Below are 23,432 nucleotides of genomic sequence, written 5' to 3' on the forward strand. Positions count from 1 at the left end.
GTACGTTTTTTATTAAAAACACAAAACCAACCTCTTCAACAAGCCATTTTCAATAAGAAAACAAATAGACCCAAATATTAACTAATTGAATTAGCTTTATTATTATAAAAGTAAAATGGCAAATAAAATAATAAGAAATAAGGAATAAGAAATAACTGCAGTCCTAAAATGTAATAAGGCCAGGGCCCTAAATAATCTAAAACAGTCACAGATTCTGGCTTTACACTTAAATACATATAATTAGAATCTAAAATCTCGTTAATTAACAAAATAATTAAAATGTATCCTTGTAAAGCTAAAATAGACAAAAATACGCTGTTGAAATTTGGGTATATTTTTAAGACAAATACACCATATAACACGATCATAATAGTCCCAAGATGTACAATCCAATAACGAAAATATTCTAAAGATAGATAACTATCCAATATATCGGGAGTGGAGATAGCTTGTACTCCCCAAGCTAGACACCAGAAATAAAAGATTCTAAAAAGTAAAGGTTTATTTAAGAATACAATAATTGGGAAAATCAATGCTGAAAAACTACTTAAATAGAGAGGTAAATCCGTTTTGATATCAAAATTATTCGTAAAGAGCAAATAAACAATAACCCCGATAACAAATAAAGATAAACACAAAGATAAAAAGAGAAGCAGACCAAACTGCTGTTTACTATTTAAAACCTTTTTTGCAAATAAAATAATAGAAACACCTAATATAAAAGCAATAATAATTGGCATTTCGTGCAGAAAACCTCCTATTTCTATCTGTAAAAACACACTTATATATTGTATTTAAATATAATTAAAGTACTAATGGCGCAACTCTCTAGCTAATAACGTGTTTTTTAACAACATAGCAATTGTCATAGGTCCTACACCACCTGGAACAGGAGTAATAAAACTTGCTTTTTTACTCACATTTTTAAAATCGACATCTCCCGTAATAATATATCCCTTTGGAGAGGTATCGTCTGCAACGCGAGTAATTCCAACATCAATAATTACTGCATCGTCTTTTACCATTTCTGCTTTTAGGAAATTTGGCACGCCTAGTGCTGAAATAATTATATCCGCCTGTGAGGTTATTTGAGTAATGTTTTTTGTGTGACTATGAGTTACGGTAACTGTGGAGTTCCCTGGAAAACCCTTTCTTCCCATTAAAATACTCATTGGACGACCTACAATATGAGAACGACCAATTACAACTGTATGCTTTCCTTTAGTTTCTACATTATATCTATCTAAAAGCTCAAGAATACCAAATGGCGTTGCAGGAATAAAAGTAGACATATCTAGTGCCATTTTTCCAAAATTCATGGGATGGAATCCGTCCACATCTTTATCTGGGTCTACAGCCATTAGTACTTTTTGCGTATCTATTTGCTTTGGTAGAGGTAACTGAATAATGAATCCGTCAATCTCCGGATTGGTATTTAATTCGTGAATTTTATCTAAAAGCTCAATTTCGCTTGTAGTATTAGACATTCTAACCATGGTAGACTCAAAACCTACGCGTTCGCAAGCTTTTACTTTGCTAGCTACATAGGTTAAACTGGCACCATCATTTCCAACAATAATAGCAGCTAAGTGAGGTACTTTTTCTCCTTTAGCCTTCATTTTTTTTACTTCTTCAGCAATTTCATTTTTAATGTCGTTGCTTACTTTTTTTCCGTCTAAAATTGTCATAGTTAAAATAGTTTTCAGTCGCAGTCACAGTTTACAGACTTACTCTGTTATACATGTTTATAATTTCCAGTTTCAATCAGGAAGGATTCTTGGTTATAATTAATAACAACTTAGATGGTCCTCTTTCACTCCCAACTTCCCTGGATTATTAATCATATATTTTATTCATTCACCAATTTAAATTACTTTAATTGATAAACCTGTCTATTGTTCAATCGTAATACATTTGGAAGCTAGAGCAAAATCTAACCTCGAATTTATTTCAAAAATTTCACCAGTAGCATTCTAGTAAGTTGTTTCACAGAAAACTGAGACAAATTATCTCATTCCTTTCATAGCCTGCATCATGGCTTTTCCTTTTCCTCCTTGCATCATCTTCATCATCTTACTCATCTGGTCGAATTGTTTAAGCAGCTGATTTACTTCTTGCACAGATGTTCCAGAACCTTTTCCAATACGTTTTTTTCTACTAGCATTAATAACTGATGGGTTTGTACGCTCTAAAGGAGTCATGGAATGAATAATAGCTTCAATACCTTTAAAAGCATCGTCGTCTACATCAATATCTTTCATCATTTTTCCAGCTCCAGGAATCATTCCAATAAGGTCTTTCATGTTCCCCATTTTCTTGATTTGCTGAATCTGCTTTAAGAAATCGTCAAAACCAAATTGGTTTTTGGCAATTTTCTTCTGAATTTTTCTTGCTTCCTCTTCATCGTATTGCTCCTGAGCTCTTTCAACAAGAGAAACAACGTCTCCCATTCCAAGAATTCTATCTGCCATACGCGATGGATAGAAAACATCAATAGCTTCCATTTTTTCTCCTGTACCAATAAACTTAATGGGTTTATTTACTACAGATTTAATAGAAATTGCTGCTCCCCCACGAGTATCTCCATCTAATTTTGTTAAGATAACCCCGTCAAAATTTAAGACATCGTTAAAGGCTTTTGCAGTATTAACAGCATCTTGCCCCGTCATAGAATCCACTACAAACAGTGTTTCTTGTGGCTCTATGGCTTTATGAATATTCGATATTTCGGTCATCATGGCTTCATCTACCGCCAAACGACCGGCTGTATCTATAATTACTACATTAAACCCATTAGCTTTTGCATGAGCTACACCAGCTTTTGCAATAGCTACCGGATCTGTATTTCCTCTATCGCTAAAAACTTCAACCCCAATTTGCTCTCCAACTACATGTAATTGGTCTATTGCAGCCGGACGATACACATCACAGGCAACTAATAAAGGTTTCTTTGTTTTTTTGTTTTTAAGAAAGTTTGCCAGTTTTCCAGAAAAAGTTGTTTTACCAGAACCTTGTAAACCAGACATTAAAATAATACTCGGATTTCCAGATAAGTTAACACCTTCTGCATCTCCTCCCATTAATTCGGTTAATTCGTCTTTAACTATTTTAACCATTAATTGGCCTGGCTGTAATGTAGTTAATACATCTTGACCAAGTGCTTTTTCCTTTACACGAACGGTAAATTCTTTAGCAATTTTAAAGTTAACATCGGCATCTAAAAGCGCTCTACGAACTTCTTTTAAGGTTTCGGCAACGTTTACTTCTGTAATACTTCCGTGTCCTTTTAGAACATGTAAGGCTTTATCTAACTTCTCGCTTAAATTATTAAACATAATAAATCTTCATTTTTAAGAGGCACAAAAATAGCAATTTCAAGTGTATTTATAAAGTTTCACATAGAATATATTATATAAAAAAAGAGTTGCTAAAAATAGCAACCCTTTCATAGATTTATCTTTTAAACACATAAAAACTAAATCTTAACCACAATCTTTATCTAAAACTAATTCATTATTACTGTTATTAACGTCGTGAAGAATGAGCTGATTGCTAACACATTCTACCACTTTATAAGTGCCTTCTATAATTTGAACATTACCACCAGAGACATTACTAATAGTTACTTCCACATCATTAGCTTGCTGAGAAACGGTCCAGGTAGCCGTATATTCTTCGTTACCATTTGGCATAAAAATTTCAGCTTCATTATCTGAATCAAAATCTATATTAAACATACTAAAATCACTTCCAGCAAAACTTGTAAGCGTCCATTCGCAATCTAACAACATACCTTCTACATCGTCTGCCGAACAAGTAGAGCTACAATCTTCTACCTCTAATTCAATTTCAAAAACTTGAAACATACCATTTAAAGTTTCTATTCTTAGAAAAACAGTTTGTGGATTTGTAGTATTAGTATAGCTCTCTGGTTGTGCAATTGCATTTATATTAATTTCAGCATCAGCCATGGTTAGATGAAAAGATGACACAAAATATGCGGTACACATAACAGGTTCTACAACAAGGGTTTCTAAGTTGAATGTTGCAATGCCATCATTATTATCGTCGCAAACTGAAACAGAAACATCTTCAAAACAATTAAACGGATTGGCATCTGCAGAACAATTTTGTTCTAATTCCATTGTATTATATGTATTGCTATTTGGAATAATTTGAACAAACTCGAATTCGTCCTCATCGCAATCATCAAAAATCCAAGTGCCATTTATGTCTTCTATAAAATTAGAGATAACCAATTTGAACGCTCCTGAACCGGTGCTGGAGAGTTGCCAGTTAGCTTCAATAAAATCGAAGTTTTCTGTCATAACCTGAAGCGAGTTATTATCATTAAAATATAAACTATATCCCATGGAGTAATCGTTGTCATTATAACTCTCAATCTCCCAAAAACACTCTTTTAAATGTTCTAAAATATAGGCTTCAGAGCAATCGTCATCGCAAAATTGTTCAGCTGTATCAATGGCATTTTCTAATTCCTGATTATTAAACACTTCGATAGTTTCACCATTTAAATAGGTAATAGACACAGGAAAGTTTAAGCTTACCAACTCCATATCGTCGTCATTGTCATCCAAATTTTCTAGAAATAGGTATAATTGGTAATCATTATTAATTACAACAGTTTCTAAAACTTGAAAATCGCTGTTATAAATAGAAAACGAAATGGGATACACAAAGTTTGCACATTCAATAACATCATCGTCGCCCATGCATATGTCCATATAATCTTCAAGTTGATCTTCAGATTCTACAACAACTTCGGTATAATCGTTCAAGGTAATAGTTATAGGAAACAGAAAATCTAAATCGTCGTTTCCAATCCCATTAGCATCATAAATAGCTTCTATTAGAATCAAATCTTCTAGAGTTTCTATAGTAATAGTAAGGTCATTTACCTCTACAGTAACTGGTAAATTAACCGTAAAGCAATTACTATTATCCAATATATTATCTACGCTTCCGTTATTTGCAGAAGCATTTCGCATGGTATTTGTTAAATTGGAATTTGGAACAATAACTTCTCCTTGATTTTGAGGTGTTTCTTCTATAACTTCGTTTTGACAAGCTGTAAGAAACAAAGTCATTACAGAGAACAGTAATATGGTAATTCTGATTGGTAGTTTCATTTCATTGAATATTTATATGAGTCTCTTTTCTTATAAAACAGTTTAAAATTAAAAACTCCTACCAGAACATCTCTTTTTTTATACATTTACAAGTTCAATATTAATTTATGCCTAAAGATTTAAACGATCATATTTGCAACGAGCAACTTTTTGAAAAGCTCTTTAAGACGCATGGTAAGAATCTGCACGATTTTTTATATTATAAATTTGGCAGTCATTTAAATCCGCAAGACAAGGTACAAGAAGCATTTATAAAACTTTGGGAAAATTGCAAAAAAGTAACACCTTCTAAAGCTAAATCCTATTTATTTACGGTTGCAAACAATTTAATGTTGAATGAGGTAGCGCATCAAAAAGTGGTTTTAAGACATCAGGAAACTAAGCCTAAATCTTCTACCAACGAGACACCTCAATTTGTTTTGGAAGAAAGTGAATATATGGAAAAGCTTCAAAAAGCCATTTCCAATTTAACCGAAGCGCAACGGGTTGCCTTTTTACTCAATAGGATTGAAGGAAAAAAACACAAAGAAATTGCAGCGCTTTTAGACATTTCCACCAAGGCTGTAGAGAAACGTATTTATGGCGCTTTAAAGCAGTTACGAAAAGAAATTGATGGTATTTAAAATATAAAAGGTAGGAAAAAAGCAAGTATAACTGTTTTATATATGAATAAGTTAGAGCAGAAAATTTATGGAAGAAAAATTACTTAAAAAATGGTTGCAAGACGACTTAAGCCCAGAAGAGCTCATTGAGTTCCAGGCTTTGGACGGCTACGAATCTTTAATAAAATTAAATGAAAGCCTTAAGAAATTTAAAGCGCCAGAATTTGATGAACCTGCTATTTTAGAGAATATTTCTAAAACGATTGGAGATAAAACTGAAGTAAAAAAGAAAACAAATTGGCTAAAACCTGTTTTACAAATTGCTGCTTTATTAGCCATTTCTTTTAGTGTGTATTATTTTTCAACAGATTCTACCACTAACATATCTACCTTAGCCACAGAAAAAACCACTATAGAATTACCAGATCAATCGGTTGTAACATTAAATTCACTTTCAGATATTAGTTATAATAAAAGAAGTTGGAAAAATAACCGAAGTTTAACTTTAGATGGGGAAGCTTTTTTTAAAGTTGAAAAAGGCTCTACATTTAAAGTTGAAACCTCTACTGGAACCATCACCGTTTTAGGAACTCAGTTTGTAGTAAAAAACAGAGAAAATCTTTTTGAAGTAGTTTGTTACGAAGGCTCTGTTGAAGTTATTACAGATAAAAACACAAAAATTCTTAAACCTAAAGATCAGTATTTAATTCTTGACAATAAATTCATGGTTACAAAAAGCCACGATGCTACGGAACCTGCATGGATGCATAATGAAAGTGAGTTTTCAAGCATGCCATACAAATATGTTTTAAAGGAATTAGAACGTCAGTATCAAGTTTCTATCGATATAAACAACATAGATACCTCCATACTTTTCACGGGTCATTTTGTACACAATAATTTAGATTTAGCACTAAAAGCCATAACTTTACCTTTAAATATTTCTTATTCCAAAGAAGATAGTTTGATTGTATTATATGCCAAATAGACGTTTTATTTTTCTTTTTTGCTGCTTTTTAAAAGTGACCGGAATACTTTTTGCCCAAAAAACACCTGATTCTAAAGACAGCTTAGAGACTATTTTAAGCACCATTGAAGAGCAATACAACATCACTTTTTCTTATGCAGATGCTACAATTCAAAACAAGGAAATTCTAGCTCCTGCTAAAACCCTAAGCAGAGCAAACCTCATTATCTATCTGGAGTCCGAAACTCAATTAATTTTTGAAGCTATAGATAGCACTAGTTATGCTATTAGACCCGTTAACTTCACAGATATAACCAAAACGCAATATTTAGACGAAGTATTAATAAGTAATTATTTAACCGAAGGTATTTCTCTTCAAGCAGATGGAACCTCTCTTATTAGATTAAAATCTTTTGGCATTTTACCTGGCTTGATAGAAGCAGATGTTTTACAAACTGTTCAAGCTTTACCGGGAATTACAAGTTCGGACGAACGAGTTTCCAATTTAAATATTAGAGGAGGCACAAACGATCAAAACCTGATTCTTTGGGATGGTGTAAAAATGTACCAATCCGGTCATTTCTTTGGTTTAATATCTGCCTTTAACCCGTTATTAATAGATTATGTAGAGGTTTCAAAAAACGGATCTAGCGCAGAATTTAACGAAGGTGTTTCTGGGATTATTAATATGAAAAGCTCGAATAAAGTCTCTAAAAAATTTAAAGCAGGAGTTGGAGCAAATATGTTAGCGATAGATGCTTTTTTACAAATTCCTATTTCAAAAAAACTCTCCGTTCAATTGGCAGGAAGACGCTCGATAACAGACGCTTTTAACACACCAACATACCAACAATATTTTAAACGGATTTTTAAGGCGTCCGATTTAAACAACCCTGAAGAAACAGTAATTACTAATAATGAGAACTTCTATTTTTATGATATTTCTGCCAAGGCTAATTACGATATCTCAGAAAACGATAAACTAGAAGTTAGTTTTTTACTTATCGACAATGCTTTGGACTACCAAGAAACAGCTAGTTTCAATAACAAAAACGAAAGTTCTAACAGCCAACTTACACAAGGAAGTCTAGCTATAAATGGCATTTACACGCGCAATTGGAATTCTAAATTAAAAACAATTTTCCAGGCCTATTATTCTAAATACGATTTGTATGCCAATCATTTGGACATTAGCAACGACCAGAATTTAATTCAAGAAAACCAAGTTACAGACGGTAGTTTTAAAGCTCATGCCCTCTATAATATAAACGATTATTTAAATTATTTTGGAGGTTATAACTATTCGGAAATTGGCATAAGCAATCTAGAAGATGTTAGTAATCCTGCGTACAGACGATATATAAAAGAAGTTCTAAGATCACATGGTCTATTTAGTGAACTTACATATAAGTCTAGAACAGGAAACACCAGAGCAAGATTGGGATTGCGAGCCAATTATATTGAAAAATTTGCTGATTTCTATTTTGAACCACGGGTGAGTTTTAATCAAATTATTGCCGATGATTTTAGAATTGAAGTCCTAGGAGAGCTCAACAGTCAGACCACATCCCAAATAATCGACTTACAAAACGACTTTTTAGGAATTGAAAAAAAGCGCTGGATATTAGCCAATAATAAAGATATTCCTATAATTAAAAGTCAACAGGTTTCCACAGGAATTCATTATAACAACAAACAACTACTTATAAGTTTGGTTGGCTATATAAAACAAGTGGAAGACATAACTTCTAGAAGCCAAGGGTTTCAAAATCAGTTTCAACTAACCAATACTATTGGAGAATACACAGTAAAAGGTTTGGATTTTTTAATTAATAAACAATTCAATCGTTTTGGAACCTGGTTTAGTTATTCATACAGTAAAAACGATTATACTTTTCCTGAATTAAACGAAGGGAATACATTTCCAAATAATGTAGATATAAAACACCTATTAAATGTTTCTGGAACGTACACCCTAGACCAGTTAAAGTTTGCATTAGGAATGAATTGGCATTCGGGAAAACCAACCACATTACTAAACAGCGAGCAATCTGAAGCACAAAGCTCTTTGGTTTTCGAAGCTCCAAATGCCTCAAATTTATCAGATTATTGGCGCACCGACTTTTCGGCAACCTATAATTTTAAATTTTCAGAACAAACTAAAGCCGAAGCTGGGGTTTCGGTTTGGAATATTTTTGATACAAAAAACGTCATCAACAGTTATTATATTATGAATGCTGAAAATGAAATTATTCAAGTAGAAAATATGGCTTTAGGAATTACGCCAAACGTTTCCTTTAGAGTGTTTTTCTAGAAACCTAACTCTCTTTCTTGTGCTGCTTAATTTTTTGATGAACCTTTCCTGCAAAATAGCCTAAAGCAAAAGGAAGAAACAATAATACAGCAAAGAGCAATACAACATAAAACAGAATAGTTCCAGTTAAATCTTTAAGATGAATCATAGCTTCATCCATTACTCTAACCGAAATTTCGCCTGCCTGATCTACCACAGCTTCACGCTCTCGCATTATAATACTGTCTAGAGCAATTCGTTCTCGTCTAATAATAGTATCAATTGCTTGTCGTTCTAAAGACATTTGTTCGCTTACAAATTCTATTTGATTGTTGAGACTATAAAACAAAATCGCCATATCGTTAGAAAAGGATTTCAGTGCCATATCTAGTTTTTCTGGAGTATTTTCAGCAATATCACTCAAGCGATCTACTTTCTTTTCTACAGTTAACATAATATCTTTAATCTGAACAGAATCGAAACCTTTTTCTTTGAGCATTAATTCCGTATTCCATTTAAACTGTTTTCCAGCCGCATCTGTTGAATAGGTTAATTTATCTGAAAAATTAGATACAACTTCAGATAAAGTTCCAACGGTTGTAAAGGCCAAACTATCTGGAACTTTTAAAAATTCAACATACTCACTGCGCACAGAGTTATGCCTTAAATTGTTATGGGAAATAGGATATTTATCAGCGTATTGATATGCAAAATTCTGATGCTTTATAAACTCTTCAGGTTTAAAAAATCGTTTTGCTTTCTTTTCTATATCGTCCACATTATCTTGAGATACTTTTGCCACTAAAGACGTATAAGACCCAAAATAATCCATAGCTGCATCGGTTTCCATAAAATTACGCACCTGCAACATATAAGTCCAGGTATCCATTAAGGATAGTTTTGGTGAACTCTGAAAAGCTGTATTTTTAAAGGTGTTTAAGGTTTCTATTTTCCAACGATAAGCGTGTTTCTGTAATTCTGTATTTGTACTGCTGGAAATAATGCTATCTGCAGCAAATTCTACACGATTGTTTGCTTCGTTTACCAGAGATTGCGTTAACAACCGAATATTTAAATCCTGTTTTGAAAGTGGTTCTTGAGCACTTTCTATTTTAAGTAAAGAGCAGCTGGACATAAAAGCTCCTAAAGTTAGGAAGACAAGAAAAATCTTGATTTTATGGATATAGCAAGGACGATGTATCATATAAGTACCATAAATATAATAACTAATTACGGAACAAGTGACTGGTTATTATAAAAAAGTTGAAGATTTGACAGCTAAAATAAACTTTACATTTTACATAGTTTATTCAAAAACGTGACAAAACTATATTAGACGTTTTATATTGGCATAAGAGTTCTCAAGTGCTTTTTCAATTTCTGCCTCACCCAACCAAGCTACCTGGGTAATCCCTTCATCCTCTTGTGGTGTTAAAGCGCCAGTATAAGTAGTTTTCATTTCAAACCAATGAGTGATTTTTATTTTATTCCTCCCATTGCGTCTAAATATATGGTAAGTAGTTTCTAAGGGTTTAATTATTTCTAAACCTTTAGCTCCGGTCTCCTCCTCTACTTCCCGAGTGGCTGTAACTTCAATAGGCTCTTTTTTTTCGGTTTTACCTTTTGGTAAATCCCATTTATCATTTCTGTAAATAAATAAAATTTCACCCTTTTCGTTGTACACTTTTCCACCTCCAGCTACTACATTTGGCAGTTTTTTTAAGAACTTTTTTAACAACTTCTCTTCGTTGTGATGAATAAGTCTAACTTCTTTTAAAGACGTCTTATTAAGCTCTCTTACAACTTTGTTTAGGTCTACAGTTTTTAAAAAGTAATTTTTAAAATCCTTTTCTTTTTCCACTTTTGTGGTTAAGATTATTGGTTTATCGTTTACAAAAACTTTATACATAAGTTGTTTAAGACATTTATATCTTGTAAAAATAAAAACTTTTGGTACAAAACAATAAATTTCATTAGGAATTATAATTCCAAAATCAAATTCAAAATTTAATTAAAAAAGTGTAATTTTGCCGTTATGATTTTTAACAAAGATACCGCAAGAAAAACAGCAGAAGTTTTATTGCAAATAAACGCTATTAAATTAAGTCCAAGCGAACCTTTTACTTGGGCATCAGGATGGAAATCGCCAATCTACTGCGACAATCGCATTGTTTTATCGTATCCAACTATACGTAATTACATTCGCGAAACCATGGCTAAACATATAGAAAAACAATATGGCAAACCAGATGTTATTGCAGGAGTTGCCACTGGCGCTATTGGCATTGGCATGTTAGTTGCAGAGTATTTGGGAATTCCTTTTATATATGTTCGCCCAGAAGCTAAATCTCACGGAAGAAAAAACCAAATTGAAGGTCACGCAGAAAGTGGACAAAATGTGGTTGTTATAGAAGACCTAATTAGCACAGGAAATAGTAGTTTAAACGCTGTTAAAGCTTTAAAAGAAGCCAATCTAAACGTAAAAGGTATGATTGCCATTTTCTCTTATGGTTTTGATGTAGCTGTTAAAAACTTTGAAAAAGAAAACATTGTGCTTCATACTTTAAGCAATTATGATAGCTTATTGGAGCAAGCATTAGAAACAAATTATATTACCCAAAAGGAACTAAAAACATTAGCCGATTGGAATGCCAATCCAAGCGAGTGGAATAAATAATGAATCCTTTTTAATACAAAACAAATGAATTTAGAATCACCAAAAGTAAGTGTAGACAAATCTACAGAGGAGGTTTTTAATTTTTTATCTGAAGTGAAGAACTTCGAAAAATTAATGCCAGAAAACATCAATAAATTTGAAGTATTAAGCGACGATAAGTTCTTATTTGCTTTAAAAGGCATGCCTGAAATTGTACTTAAGAAAAAAGAATTAATATCTCCTAACAAAATTGTTTTAGGAGCTGCAGGTGGTAAAATAGATTTTTCTTTAACTGGTGTTATTAATGAAATTGAACCTGGAAAAAGTGAAGTTCAGTTATTTTTTAATGGCGAATTTAACGCGATGATGGCTATGATGATAAAAGGTCCTATCTCGAAATTTATTGAAACTCTGGCTGGAAATATTCCTCCATCTGTTTAATAAAGCAATTGTATTTGTTTTAAATCAAATTCTTTAAGAACCTCGTCTTCTAATAAGACCTGTAAGTTTCCAGAATTGGTAACTCCTTTTATAAAACCAGAAAACATATAACCTTCAGCATCCTTAAATGTTGAAGGTTTGTCTTTTCTAAATAAGAGCTTTTCATAAGCTGCTTTCAACTCAAAAAATTCTCTTTTTTCCAAACGGTTAAAATAATAGTTTATATTTTTTATCAGTGTTTGTAAAATTTCGTCTCGACTAAAAACAGGTCCTAAAATAAGGTGAAGTGAAGACGCTTTAGGCAATCCCCTAAAATCCGTTTGGTTTACATTTAAACCAATTCCTATTATCGCCTCCTTTAATTGGTTATGTTTTATGACATTTTCAATTAAAACACCACTTATTTTCTTGTTCTCTGACAAAATGTCGTTAGGCCATTTTACATGTAATTTTGGAATTAAAAACATATCCAAGGTTTTTATTATAGCTAAAGAAGTAGCTATACTAATAAAAAAACTCTTGTCAACATTCAACCAGGAAATATTTTTTAAAACACTAAACATTAGATTCTTAGAAGCTTCCGAAGCCCAAACAGTTCCCATCTGCCCCCGACCACTGGTCTGATAATCTGTAACTACCACAGTACCGTCTTCTAGAGTCTCTTTAGTGCATAGTTCCTTTAAATAACTATTTGTAGAATCGATGGCATTAAGTTTGATAATAGGCATATTAATTGGTTATCTTCGTACGGTAAAATCTTATGATAAATTTAGAGTATAAAGAACTAAAAAATAATAACTTTGCACAAATTAAAAATTATTAATGGCTAAAAAAGAATCTAACGCAGACTTGCTAATAGCAAATATCTTAAGTGGAATTGAAGATGTAAAAGGAAATGATATCAATATTCTTGATCTACGAGAAATTGAAAATACAGTTTGCGACTACTTTATTATTTGCGAAGGAAATTCGAATACACAGGTAAATGCCATTGTAAATTCCATTCAGAAAAAAGTAAGTAAAGAATTAAAAGACAAACCTTGGCATGTTGAAGGAGAAGATAATGCCGAATGGGTTTTAATAGATTATGTAAACGTTGTTGTACATGTATTCCAAAAACATATAAGAGAGTATTACGACATAGAAAGCCTTTGGGGCGATGCAAAAACAACCGTTATTGAAACAAAATATTAGAAAGAATTAATGGCAAATAAGAAAAATATAAATCCTAAAAAACCAAAGTTCAGTCCGTACTGGATTTATGGAATCATCATAGTTATTTTCTTAACTATGCAAGTATTTAGTGGAAGTAGTTTTCAGGAAGCTGGAACAACAACGCCTTCACAATTTATGACTTTTTTAAAGGATGGAGACATTGAAAAAGTTGAGATAGTAAACAGGCGCGAAGCAAAAGTGTATTTAACACCTCAAGCCGAGCAAAAAGAAATTCATAAAAAATCTAAGCCTACTTCGCTTTTACCTTCCGCAACAAAATTACCTAATTACAAATTTGAGTTTGGAGATCTTCAGAATTTTGAAGACGATATGTCTAAAGCTATAAAAGAAGAAGATTTAGATCCAAAACCAAAAATCGAATATAAAACCGAACAAAATCTTTGGGGAGATTTCCTTATTGGATTACTTCCTTTTATACTTTTAATTGGTGTTTGGATATTTATTATGCGTCGTATGTCTTCTGGTGGTGCCGGAGGTGGTGGCGGTCAAATTTTCAATATTGGAAAATCTCGTGCTAAATTGTTTGACGAAAACACCGAAGTAAAGACTTCTTTTAAAGATGTTGCCGGATTAGAGGGCGCAAAAGAAGAGGTTCAGGAAATTGTAGATTTTCTTAAAAACCCAGAAAAATATACCTCTTTAGGAGGTAAAATTCCAAAAGGCGCCTTATTAGTTGGGGCTCCGGGAACAGGTAAAACCCTACTTGCTAAAGCTGTTGCTGGAGAAGCAAAAGTACCTTTCTTCTCGTTGTCAGGATCAGACTTTGTTGAAATGTTCGTTGGAGTTGGAGCTTCTAGAGTTAGAGACCTATTTAAACAAGCTAAAGAAAAATCGCCTGCTATTATATTTATAGATGAAATTGATGCGATTGGACGTGCTAGAGGAAAAAGTAATTTCTCTGGTTCTAACGACGAAAGAGAAAACACACTAAACCAGCTATTAACTGAAATGGATGGTTTTGGAACCAACACCAACGTGATAGTTTTAGCTGCAACCAACAGAGCTGATGTTTTAGATAAAGCCCTAATGCGTGCCGGACGTTTTGATAGACAGATTTTTGTAGACCTTCCGGATATTCGCGAACGTAAAGAAATTTTTGAAGTTCATTTAAGACCTCTTAAAAAAGCTGAAGATTTAGATATCGAATTCTTAGCAAGACAAACCCCTGGATTCTCAGGAGCAGACATTGCAAACGTTTGTAACGAAGCCGCTTTAATTGCTGCAAGACAAGGGAAACCATCTGTAGATAAACAAGATTTCTTGGATGCTGTAGACAGAATTGTTGGTGGTTTAGAAAAGAAAAATAAAATAATGACTGTAGCCGAAAAAAGAGCCATTGCCTATCACGAAGCTGGCCATGCTACAGTAAGCTGGATGTTGGAACATGCGGCGCCTTTGGTAAAAGTTACCATAGTGCCCCGTGGACGTTCTTTAGGTGCTGCCTGGTATTTACCAGAAGAACGCTTAATTGTTCATCCAGAACAAATGCTTGACGAAATGTGCGCTGCTTTAGGTGGACGTGCAGCAGAAAAAGTTGTGTTCAATAGAATCTCTACTGGAGCATTAAGCGATTTAGAGAAAGTAACTAAACAAGCTAGAGCCATGGTTACTATTTATGGTTTAAGCGATAAGGTTGGAAACTTAACATATTACGATTCTTCAGGACAAAATGAATACGGTTTTACAAAACCTTATAGTGAGAAAACTGCAGAGTTAATAGATAAGGAAATTTCTAATATTATTGAAGAACAATACCAAAGAGCCGTAAAACTTCTTGAAGATAATAGAGATAAACTAACCGAATTAGCCGAAGTTCTTCTAGAAAAAGAAGTTATCTTTAAAGATAATTTAGAGAAGATATTTGGAAAACGACCTTTTAAAAAAGAAGAACTTGTAGCAGATAAAGTTGCTGAAGAGAAAACTGAAGACAAAAAGGAAGATGTAAACGAAGAAAAAGAACTTGACAAACCTAAAGAGGACTAACATTTCTCAAATATATTTGTTAAGAATAAGCAAAAATCTTAAATTGACCCTATGGTTAATTTAAGATTTTTTATATTTGACAAGAAGCCTACTATACTTAGATTAATAGCTAAAACTTAAATGAGTCTTTTTAGAAAAATTTTTGGTTCCAAATCTGCGAAATCAGACGAAGAATTAAAGTCACATGACAGAGGCAAATATATGCCAGAGATCAAATTACCAGTTGACGAAAGGTTTACAATAAACTTCAAGGCTAACGGTGGTAAATTTCTATATTGTGAGAATTTGGAAGAAATATACAGCTCTTTAAATAATATTATTATAGAAAATAATTGGGAAGACAGTAAAGTACTTATTTACGATAATAACCTAAAAGACCGTTTTAAGGACTTCAATTTACCTACTTCCAACTACTCACAAGAAGCGTCTTATTTTATTACTACCTGCGAGAATTTAATTGCAGACGACGGTTCTCTTTTAATTTCATCAAACCAAATAGCCGAAAAGAAATTAATAGAACTTCCAGACCATTTTATTGTTTTTGCAACCACCAGCCAGATTGTAGAGAGTATTAGCGAGGGTTTAAGAGGAATTAAATCTAAAAACCCAAAAAAGATCCCTACAAATATTACAACAATAAAACACTTTAAATCTAAAGAAGAAAAAGACTTTATGTCTTACGGTAGTAGCTCAAAAAACTTATATTTGCTACTTTTAGAAGATTTATAAAAGTTAAATAAAACCAACTAACCTCTCTAGACTAAAAAAAATAAATGGATATAAAAGCCATTTATTTAGACAGAGACACAAATACAAACGAATGAAAGAAATTTTAGTGAGATCGTTTTCTGGTCTTTTATATGTTTCTTTATTGATTTTTTCACTTTACAACAAGCATGTATTTATACTCTTGTTTTTTGTATTTGGTCTTATCTGCGTTGCCGAACTTAAAAAACTTATTAATTATAAATCTTTTATTCCTTATATAGTATTTACACTATTATACGGCGTATTTGGCTATTGGCAATTCGTAATGAAATCTCATACTGGCTTAGAAGAAGCCACTCAGATTTTACAAGTAATCACAATCTTTGTACAATTATTTTTAATTAAAGATTTATTTACCGAAAAAAACATTCCTCTTTTTATTTCAAAAAAAATAATAATTACAACATTTTACTTGTCCAGTGGATTTGTATTTCTGGTTCTAATTGCTAACTATCACCAAACTTTTAGCCCTTTATTGATACTAGGGTCTTTTATTTTGGTTTGGACAAACGATACCTTTGCGTATCTTGTAGGCAAGAATTTTGGAAAACAAAAGCTGTTTCCAAGTATATCACCTAAAAAAACAGTTGAAGGCTTTTTAGGCGGTTTACTTTTCGCGTGTATTGCAAGTTATTTTATTGCTACCTTTACCGAGACTCTAAGTTTTAACCATTGGTTAATTTTAAGTATTATTATTAGTGTATTTGGAACTTTAGGCGACTTAATCGAGTCTAAGTTTAAACGTCAAGCAGGCGTTAAAGACAGTGGAGTTATTATGCCAGGACACGGCGGACTATTAGATAGGTTTGACAGCATTATTTTTGCTGCTCCCTTTATATATTTATTTTTACGAATTATAAACTATGTTTCATAAAGAAGGCCATAAAATTATTTTAGGAACACTTATTATTGTTGTTGCTGCATTTTTACTTACCGATAGTTTTGTAACTATTCCGTGGTTAAGTACCTTGTTAATGATAGTATTTCTAATTTTCTTAATACTCATCCTACAATTTTTTAGAAACCCAAAACGTTTTACTCATAGAAATGGAGATACCGTAGTCTCTCCGGTAGATGGCAAAGTTGTGGTTATTGAAGAAGTCTTTGAGAAAGAATATTTTAACGAAAAACGTCTTCAGGTAAGCGTTTTTATGTCACCAATAAATGTACATGTTACGCGTCATCCCATAGGAGGAAAAGTACTGTTTAGCAAGTACCATAAAGGAAAATATTTAGTTGCCTGGCATCCAAAAGCTAGCGAGGAAAACGAACGCACAACTGTAGTTGTAGAAAACACAACCTACGGAAAAGTGCTGTACAGACAAATAGCAGGAGCTTTGGCAAAACGTATTGTTAATTATGCTAAAGTTGATGAAACGGTGTTACAAGGCGAAGATTCTGGATTTATAAAATTTGGTTCGAGAGTAGATTTATTTCTACCTTTAGACACAAATATTAAAGTGCAATTAAATCAAAAAGTACGTGGTGGGGAAACCATCATTGCAGAAAAATAATGAATTCAGAAGAGTTAGATATAGAATTTAAAGAGGCTGTAGACAGAATTAACGACTACACAGAAGCCTTTCCAGCCGACTTTCTGCTGCGTTTATATGCCTATTACAAAAAAGCTACTAACGATTATAGCAGACCTAGTAGTAGCAAACCTCTTATTTCTGCGTTTAAAACCAACGCTTTATTTCAAATAAAAAATATTACTCAAGACGAAGCCAAACAAACTTATATCGATTTAGTGAATAATTATTTTCTGTATAGAAAATAACTTTTTTAGCTTCTCTAGATAAAAAGCTTTATCACAACTACCTTCAACTCTGTTTGAGTCAAGAACAAATTACCTTTAAGAGTCCGATAACTCCTAACATCATCTGTTTATCCTGTTTTTTTTCTAAACAAATCTTAACTTACATGGTAATTAGGTATTACTCCTTTAAAACAAACTCCAACGGCAATCCTATGGCACCATTTGGAAAACTAATCCCTAATAAAGCTGAGATAGTTGGTGCAATATCTACAATTCTTGTTTTTTGAAAAGTACTTCCTTTTGATATTCCTTTTCCATAAAATAAAAGAGGCACATGTGTATCATAATTTAAACCAGAGCCATGAGTAGATCCTGTTCTACTGTAAGATATATAAGAAGGATCATCTACAATTATAACATCGCCAGAACGTCTTTGGTTAAATCCATTCTGAAGTAATTCTTCAATACCATCAGAAAAATAAGCAGAACTCATAGTTGTTGCAGTATACGCCTTATCCACATTAGGATAAGTAATAACCTCGTTAACTATTCTTTTCTGTACGGTTTCAAGATCTAGGTGTAATGAGTCTAATTTTTCTCTATTTAAAAATATCTGGTAGTTACTAACACTTTCTATCAGGTCTGAAGCTCCATAGGTTTCTGTCATAAAAGCATTCAATCTTTTTTTCCTCATTTTATTATCTACATAACCTGCTGGAATTTTCACACTTTCTAAATATGAAGGTACTTCAATAGCCCCGTGATCTGAAGTTAAAAACAGCGTGTACTCTCCTTTTCCTACCTGAGCATCAAGCGCATTAATTAATCGCTCTAAATCATGGTCTAAACGAATATATGTGTCTTGAATTTCTTTGGAGTTTACCCCAAAATTATGTCCTACATAATCTGTACTGGAATAACTTACGGTTAGAACATCTGTATATGCATCCTGCCCTAATTGTTCCCCATCTATGGCAGCAATAGCAAAATCTGTTGTTAAAGAATTTCCATAAGCTGTCGCTTTTAAAATATCGAACCCTTTATTTTCTTTACTCAATGCTTTTAAATCATAAGGAAAAGTTGCTGTTTCTTTTCCTTTAAATCCACCTTCAAATGTGTTTAAATCTGATCCACTCTCTGTATACGTATCAATATCATAAAATGTATCCCATGTTTTCAAATAAGATTCCGCAACATCAGATGTATTAAAGCTTGTAACCCAACTTGGTAGATCATTTCTATAAAATGAACTTGTTATCCAATTCCCTTCGTCTTTTCCTTGAAACCAATACGCAGCATTCGCCGTGTGTCCTGCTGGTAAAATGGCGCCTCTATCTTTTATAGAAATACCAATAGTTTTGCCTCGCATTTGGGTAAACAATCTATTCTCATCTGCAAAAGAAGTTGTTCTCATTCTATGTGGAGACATTTGTCCTGATTTATCTTCTGTACCCACAGAATTCATAGTTTCATCTCCTGCGCAATACACTTTTTCCTTTAGTTCTTTATCGTACCAATTATTGGCAATAATTCCATGATATTTTGGCGTTGTCCCAGTATATATAGAAGCATGTCCTGGTCCCGTATAGGTTGGCGTATAGTTATAATGATTGTTTTTACAATTAAACCCTTCGTTCATCATTCGCTTAAATCCACCTTCACCAAATTTGTTATAAAAGCGTGTTAAATAATCGTACCGCATTTGGTCTACTACAATTCCAATTACTAACTTTGGATTATCTTGTGAAATAGATGTTTTCTGAGTAATTACAGCCGTTTCGTTTTGAGATTTACAAGAAACGCTTAATATTGCAAGACCAAGAACAAGAACTAGTTTTTTCATTTTATATGTTGATTTTATAGTTCAAAAATAAGGAAATTAACACATCATTATTTAAAATTAAGGTTAAAAAACTTTTAGATTTTATACATTAGCAGGAACAAATTAGAATATGACATACCTTCATAATATTGGTGCTTATTTTTTAATGATTAAAGATATGTTTCGCAAACCAACTAAATGGTCTGTAATGCGAGACCTTATCTTTAAAGATATAGACGACTTAATTATTGGGTCTCTAGGTATTGTTGCTTTTATATCGTTTTTTGTTGGAGGAGTTGTAACCATTCAAACTGCATTAAATATTACAAGCCCTATTATTCCTAAATACTTAGTTGGGTTTGCAACTAGACAATCCATTATTCTTGAATTTGCTCCTACATTTATCTCTATTATTATGGCAGGAAAAGTAGGATCTTTTATCACCTCAAGCATTGGAACCATGCGCGTTACCGAGCAAATTGATGCTCTAGAGGTTATGGGGATTAACGCTGTTAATTATTTGGTGTTTCCTAAATTTATTGCCTTAATGCTCTACCCTTTTGTAATTTCTATTGCTATGTTTTTAGGTATTATTGGAGGAATGGCTGCCTGTATTTATGGAGGATTTAGCACTGTAGACGATTATATTACAGGAATTCAATTAGACTTTATTCCGTTTCATATTACCTATGCATTTATAAAAACCTTTGTGTTTGCATTTGTTCTAGCTACAATCCCATCTTTTCATGGTTATTATATGAAAGGTGGCGCTTTAGAAGTAGGAAAAGCAAGTACAACAGCTTTTGTATGGACCAGCGTTGTAATTATTCTTTTAAATTATGTATTAACCCAACTCCTGCTTAGCTCATGATTGAAGTAAAAAACATACATAAATCTTTTGGAGATGCTCATATCTTAAAAGGAATATCTACAACTTTTGAAAAAGGTAAAACGAGCTTGGTTATTGGACAAAGTGGTTCTGGAAAAACGGTGTTTTTAAAATGTCTGCTCGGCTTATTTCAGCCAGAAGAAGGAAGTATTCTGTACGACGGAAGTATTTATTCCGAAATGAATACAGATCAAAAAAGACATCTGCGCTCAGAAATAGGTATGGTTTTTCAAGGTAGCGCCTTATTCGACTCTATGACGATTTTAGAAAACGTAATGTTCCCTTTGCGTATGTTTACCAAGCAAAGTAAAAGCGAAATGGAAGATAGAGCCGATTTTGTTTTAAAACGTGTAAACTTAGAAGATGCACATAACAAAATGCCGAGTGAAGCTTCTGGAGGTATGCAAAAAAGAGTTGCTATTGCTCGAGCTATTGTTAATAAACCTAAATACTTATTTTGCGATGAACCAAACTCCGGTTTAGACCCCAAAACTGCTATTGTTATAGATAATTTAATTCAGGAAATTACAGAGGAGTACAATATTACTACAGTAATAAACTCTCACGATATGAACTCTGTTATGGAAATAGGTGAAAAAATTGTCTTTTTAAAAGATGGCCTAAAAGCGTGGGAAGGCTCTAAAGAGAACATTTTTAAAACGGATAATGAAGTTGTTACCGATTTTGTTTACTCTTCAGAACTGTTTAAAAAAGTACGACAAATGTACTTGGAAGAAAGACACTAAAAGTCTTATCTAAACGTTTTATAAATAATGTGTGGTCTTCTCAGTCCAAAATTACCAACTCCGTATATTTTTCAAAACTACCCTGATCTGTTATTCTTCCGGTAATTTTAAATTGAAGGCTATCGTTTTCTGGCGCTTTAGAAAACTTATAAAGATGACTTACAGACTCTGTTTCTTGAATGTTTATAGATGAAGTCTCTCCATAATGATCCACCCGGTCTAATAAATTATTTATAACACTTCCGGCAGGGTAATCCGTATCAAAATCATACACTGTTACAACATTTAGAGAATCTATGGCATTGGTATAATAGGTTTGGTTGGGATCTGTACAAGCATAGGCTTTATCCATAGTTGAAAATGGCTTCGTATATGCTATCTTAGAAGAAATAGAATCTGCCGAAACAGAAATTCCTAATTCGTTTGGATTAAATTCATCTAGATAAGGAAAAATGCCATTTTCATCGAAAGAAAACAATAAAACACTGGCGGATTCTATGGTATTAAATGTCGTAGTCCCTTCGTCTGAACAACATGAAATAATACTTCCGAAAAAATAAACTAAAATAGCAAACTGAACTTTTTTCATGCTTTTAATTATCCTAAAGATTAATTGATGCTTTTAACAACCAAAGTGTCTAATTTCAATTTCACTTTTAGCCAGCGTTCCAACTTCTTTTGCTCCTTTGCCAAGTCTTCATTTTCTAATTTTTCTTTATTCCATGCCACTAAAAATTCTGGTATAGTATCTGAAGTCTTAAAATTAGTTGTAATCCGACTAGCATAACTAAAGGCTGTTAGGTCTTCGTAGTTAATTTTTGCCTCTTCCACCACATCGTTAAAAGGTATGGTGTTTTTTTCCAGAGCAGATAATGCGCGTAAACGGTTTTCTAAAAAAGTGATTTTTTGCGTTTGCGACATTAGGTCTATGGAATCACGATAACGTATTTGTTCCATATACTTCATATTATCATATTGCTCAGTGATACTTTGGTTAAAAATAACCTTGGTATTAGCTAAATTTGGATAGGCGTCTTTTTTGTGCTTGATAACATCTATGGTAGATTGAGGCACTTCGCTCAATCCATAAGTATTAAATTCTATAGTAGAGCCCGTATCGCTATATTTAAAAACAGCATTCTTTTTTATATACTCAAAATCTTTTAAACCGCTAAGTTCGTTATCCACATACCTTCTAGCTTCAACATGAAAATTACTCTCTTTTAACACCTTAATAAAGGTCCATACAGCAGGAATCATAACAACTACAGCTAGAATTGAAGCAATTCTGGAAATACGTTTCCGTTTTGCCGAATTCGCATATTTAATCATTGGAAAACGCAAAGTTTTCAGGATAAGAAAGGTAGCTAAAGCAATAAAAATAGTATTGATTACAAACAAATACATGGCTCCAAAAAAGTATGGCCAGTTTGCTTTGGCTAAACCGTAACCTGCCGTACATAAAGGAGGCATTAAGGCAGTTGCAATAGCTACTCCAAAAATGGCTGAAGCAATAGTTCCCTTTTTGGTTTTAGCTATAATTAATGCAGCTCCCCCAAAAAAGGCAATCAATACATCTCGAATATCTGGTTTTACTCTTCCTAATAATTCTGAGGTATCTTCACTAAGTGGAAACAACCAGAAGAACAAAAAAGCTGTTAATAAACTTAAACCAATCATGGTGGCTAAGTTTATTAAAGACTTTCTTAAAGTATCAATATCGTTTACAGCCACAGATAGTCCCAATCCTAAAATAGGTCCCATAAGCGGAGAAATTAACATGGCTCCAATAACTACTGCTGTCGAGTTAGCATTTAATCCTACAGAAGCCACAAAAATGGAACAAACTAAAATCCAAGCCGTAGCTCCTTTAAATGAAATGTCCTTTTTAATAGATTCAATAGTTTCATCCCTATCAGTGTCGTCTCTAAAGTCTAAAAGTTCATTTAAAAATAATTTAATATTTTGAAATAGTCCTTTGGCATCTTCTCTTACGGCCTTTTTAGAGTCTTCAACAGCTTTCATTCTTTTAGCCATTTCGGCATCTTCATTCTTACCTGCTTCTTCTTCAGAAAAATTAAATTTATTTTCTTCCATGTTTTTAGTTTTTTCCCAGGGCA

Annotated in this window: 23 protein-coding genes; 13 read left to right on the top strand and 10 right to left on the bottom strand. The window is 32.8% G+C overall.

Annotated features, from left to right (window positions below):
* Positions 1–77: 77 nt before the first annotated feature.
* The 4 genes from OS188_RS12045 to OS188_RS12060 all read right to left on the bottom strand — a co-directional run bounded on the left by OS188_RS12045 (position 78) and on the right by OS188_RS12060 (position 5,150).
* Positions 78–779, bottom strand: a complete 702-nt coding sequence (locus OS188_RS12045) for a YwaF family protein (protein ID WP_267149100.1) — start codon at positions 777–779, stop codon at positions 78–80.
* 33 nt (positions 780–812) lie between these two features.
* Positions 813–1,688 (bottom strand): bifunctional 5,10-methylenetetrahydrofolate dehydrogenase/5,10-methenyltetrahydrofolate cyclohydrolase, encoded by an 876-nt coding sequence (locus OS188_RS12050; protein WP_267149101.1) that lies wholly within the window; start codon positions 1,686–1,688, stop codon positions 813–815.
* Between the two features lie 318 nt (positions 1,689–2,006).
* A complete protein-coding gene (gene ffh / locus OS188_RS12055; RefSeq protein WP_267149102.1) occupies positions 2,007–3,335 on the bottom strand; it encodes a signal recognition particle protein in 1,329 nt (442 codons plus the stop codon).
* 147 nt (positions 3,336–3,482) lie between these two features.
* Positions 3,483–5,150, bottom strand: a complete 1,668-nt coding sequence (locus OS188_RS12060; protein ID WP_267149103.1) for an FIDD domain-containing protein — start codon at positions 5,148–5,150, stop codon at positions 3,483–3,485.
* 107 nt (positions 5,151–5,257) lie between these two features.
* Here OS188_RS12060 and OS188_RS12065 point away from each other — a divergent pair, with 107 nt between their 5' ends.
* From OS188_RS12065 to OS188_RS12075, 3 genes are all read left to right on the top strand, one after another.
* Positions 5,258–5,773, top strand: a complete 516-nt coding sequence (locus OS188_RS12065) for an RNA polymerase sigma factor (RefSeq protein ID WP_267149104.1) — start codon at positions 5,258–5,260, stop codon at positions 5,771–5,773.
* A 67-nt stretch (positions 5,774–5,840) separates the two neighbouring features.
* Positions 5,841–6,740 (top strand): FecR family protein, encoded by a 900-nt coding sequence (locus OS188_RS12070; RefSeq protein ID WP_267149105.1) that lies wholly within the window; start codon positions 5,841–5,843, stop codon positions 6,738–6,740.
* A 34-nt stretch (positions 6,741–6,774) separates the two neighbouring features.
* The gene (locus OS188_RS12075) at positions 6,775–9,033 is read left to right on the top strand and encodes a TonB-dependent receptor plug domain-containing protein (RefSeq protein ID WP_267149106.1); all 2,259 of its coding nucleotides are present in this window, start codon (positions 6,775–6,777) and stop codon (positions 9,031–9,033) included.
* A 4-nt stretch (positions 9,034–9,037) separates the two neighbouring features.
* Here OS188_RS12075 and OS188_RS12080 read toward each other — a convergent pair whose 3' ends face one another.
* Entirely contained in the window at positions 9,038–10,147 is a 1,110-nt protein-coding gene (locus tag OS188_RS12080; RefSeq protein WP_267149107.1) for a hypothetical protein, read from the bottom strand.
* A gap of 192 nt (positions 10,148–10,339) precedes the next feature.
* Positions 10,340–10,921, bottom strand: coding sequence for an NUDIX hydrolase (locus OS188_RS12085; RefSeq protein ID WP_267149108.1), 582 nt, complete (start codon positions 10,919–10,921; stop codon positions 10,340–10,342).
* A gap of 126 nt (positions 10,922–11,047) precedes the next feature.
* Between OS188_RS12085 and pyrE the strand changes: the two genes are divergently transcribed.
* Together pyrE and OS188_RS12095 are read left to right on the top strand one after the other, a co-directional pair.
* A complete protein-coding gene (gene pyrE, locus OS188_RS12090; RefSeq protein ID WP_267149109.1) occupies positions 11,048–11,689 on the top strand; it encodes an orotate phosphoribosyltransferase in 642 nt (213 codons plus the stop codon).
* A 24-nt stretch (positions 11,690–11,713) separates the two neighbouring features.
* Complete coding sequence (locus OS188_RS12095; protein WP_267149110.1) at positions 11,714–12,109, top strand: SRPBCC family protein; 396 nt, start codon at positions 11,714–11,716, stop codon at positions 12,107–12,109.
* Here the strand turns inward: OS188_RS12095 and OS188_RS12100 are convergent.
* A complete protein-coding gene (locus OS188_RS12100) occupies positions 12,106–12,837 on the bottom strand; it encodes a biotin--[acetyl-CoA-carboxylase] ligase (protein WP_267149111.1) in 732 nt (243 codons plus the stop codon). The genes OS188_RS12095 and OS188_RS12100 overlap by 4 nt on opposite strands.
* A gap of 94 nt (positions 12,838–12,931) precedes the next feature.
* On the opposite strand from OS188_RS12100, the gene rsfS reads away from it, so the two are divergent.
* From rsfS to OS188_RS12130, 6 genes are all read left to right on the top strand, one after another.
* Positions 12,932–13,303: a ribosome silencing factor gene (gene rsfS, locus OS188_RS12105; protein WP_267149112.1), complete on the top strand. Its 372-nt coding sequence runs from the start codon at positions 12,932–12,934 to the stop codon at positions 13,301–13,303.
* Between the two features lie 9 nt (positions 13,304–13,312).
* On the top strand, positions 13,313–15,328 hold the full coding sequence (gene ftsH, locus OS188_RS12110) for an ATP-dependent zinc metalloprotease FtsH (RefSeq protein ID WP_267149113.1): 2,016 nt from the start codon (positions 13,313–13,315) through the stop codon (positions 15,326–15,328).
* A 120-nt stretch (positions 15,329–15,448) separates the two neighbouring features.
* Positions 15,449–16,057, top strand: a complete 609-nt coding sequence (locus OS188_RS12115) for an LUD domain-containing protein (protein WP_267149114.1) — start codon at positions 15,449–15,451, stop codon at positions 16,055–16,057.
* A gap of 91 nt (positions 16,058–16,148) precedes the next feature.
* Positions 16,149–16,970: a phosphatidate cytidylyltransferase gene (locus OS188_RS12120; RefSeq protein ID WP_267149115.1), complete on the top strand. Its 822-nt coding sequence runs from the start codon at positions 16,149–16,151 to the stop codon at positions 16,968–16,970.
* Positions 16,960–17,610 carry a phosphatidylserine decarboxylase family protein gene (locus OS188_RS12125; protein ID WP_267149116.1) on the top strand — a complete coding sequence of 217 codons (651 nt, stop codon included), beginning with the start codon at positions 16,960–16,962 and terminating at the stop codon, positions 17,608–17,610. The genes OS188_RS12120 and OS188_RS12125 overlap by 11 nt, the downstream gene beginning before the upstream one ends.
* Positions 17,610–17,876: an acyl-CoA-binding protein gene (locus OS188_RS12130; protein WP_267149117.1), complete on the top strand. Its 267-nt coding sequence runs from the start codon at positions 17,610–17,612 to the stop codon at positions 17,874–17,876. The genes OS188_RS12125 and OS188_RS12130 overlap by 1 nt, the downstream gene beginning before the upstream one ends.
* Before the next feature lie 157 nt (positions 17,877–18,033).
* Here OS188_RS12130 and pafA read toward each other — a convergent pair whose 3' ends face one another.
* Positions 18,034–19,698 carry an alkaline phosphatase PafA gene (gene pafA / locus OS188_RS12135; protein ID WP_267149118.1) on the bottom strand — a complete coding sequence of 555 codons (1,665 nt, stop codon included), beginning with the start codon at positions 19,696–19,698 and terminating at the stop codon, positions 18,034–18,036.
* 109 nt (positions 19,699–19,807) lie between these two features.
* Here pafA and OS188_RS12140 point away from each other — a divergent pair, with 109 nt between their 5' ends.
* Together OS188_RS12140 and OS188_RS12145 are read left to right on the top strand one after the other, a co-directional pair.
* Positions 19,808–20,548, top strand: coding sequence for an MlaE family ABC transporter permease (locus OS188_RS12140; RefSeq protein ID WP_267149119.1), 741 nt, complete (start codon positions 19,808–19,810; stop codon positions 20,546–20,548).
* Positions 20,545–21,312 (top strand): ABC transporter ATP-binding protein, encoded by a 768-nt coding sequence (locus OS188_RS12145; RefSeq protein ID WP_267149120.1) that lies wholly within the window; start codon positions 20,545–20,547, stop codon positions 21,310–21,312. The genes OS188_RS12140 and OS188_RS12145 overlap by 4 nt, the downstream gene beginning before the upstream one ends.
* Before the next feature lie 40 nt (positions 21,313–21,352).
* Here the strand turns inward: OS188_RS12145 and OS188_RS12150 are convergent, their stop codons facing one another.
* Together OS188_RS12150 and OS188_RS12155 are read right to left on the bottom strand one after the other, a co-directional pair.
* Positions 21,353–21,901 carry a hypothetical protein gene (locus OS188_RS12150; protein WP_267149121.1) on the bottom strand — a complete coding sequence of 183 codons (549 nt, stop codon included), beginning with the start codon at positions 21,899–21,901 and terminating at the stop codon, positions 21,353–21,355.
* A gap of 20 nt (positions 21,902–21,921) precedes the next feature.
* Entirely contained in the window at positions 21,922–23,409 is a 1,488-nt protein-coding gene (locus OS188_RS12155; RefSeq protein ID WP_267149122.1) for a DUF389 domain-containing protein, read from the bottom strand.
* Positions 23,410–23,432: the final 23 nt, after the last annotated feature.

The organism is Xanthomarina sp. F1114 (genome assembly GCF_026410255.1).
Taxonomy (GTDB): domain Bacteria; phylum Bacteroidota; class Bacteroidia; order Flavobacteriales; family Flavobacteriaceae; genus Xanthomarina.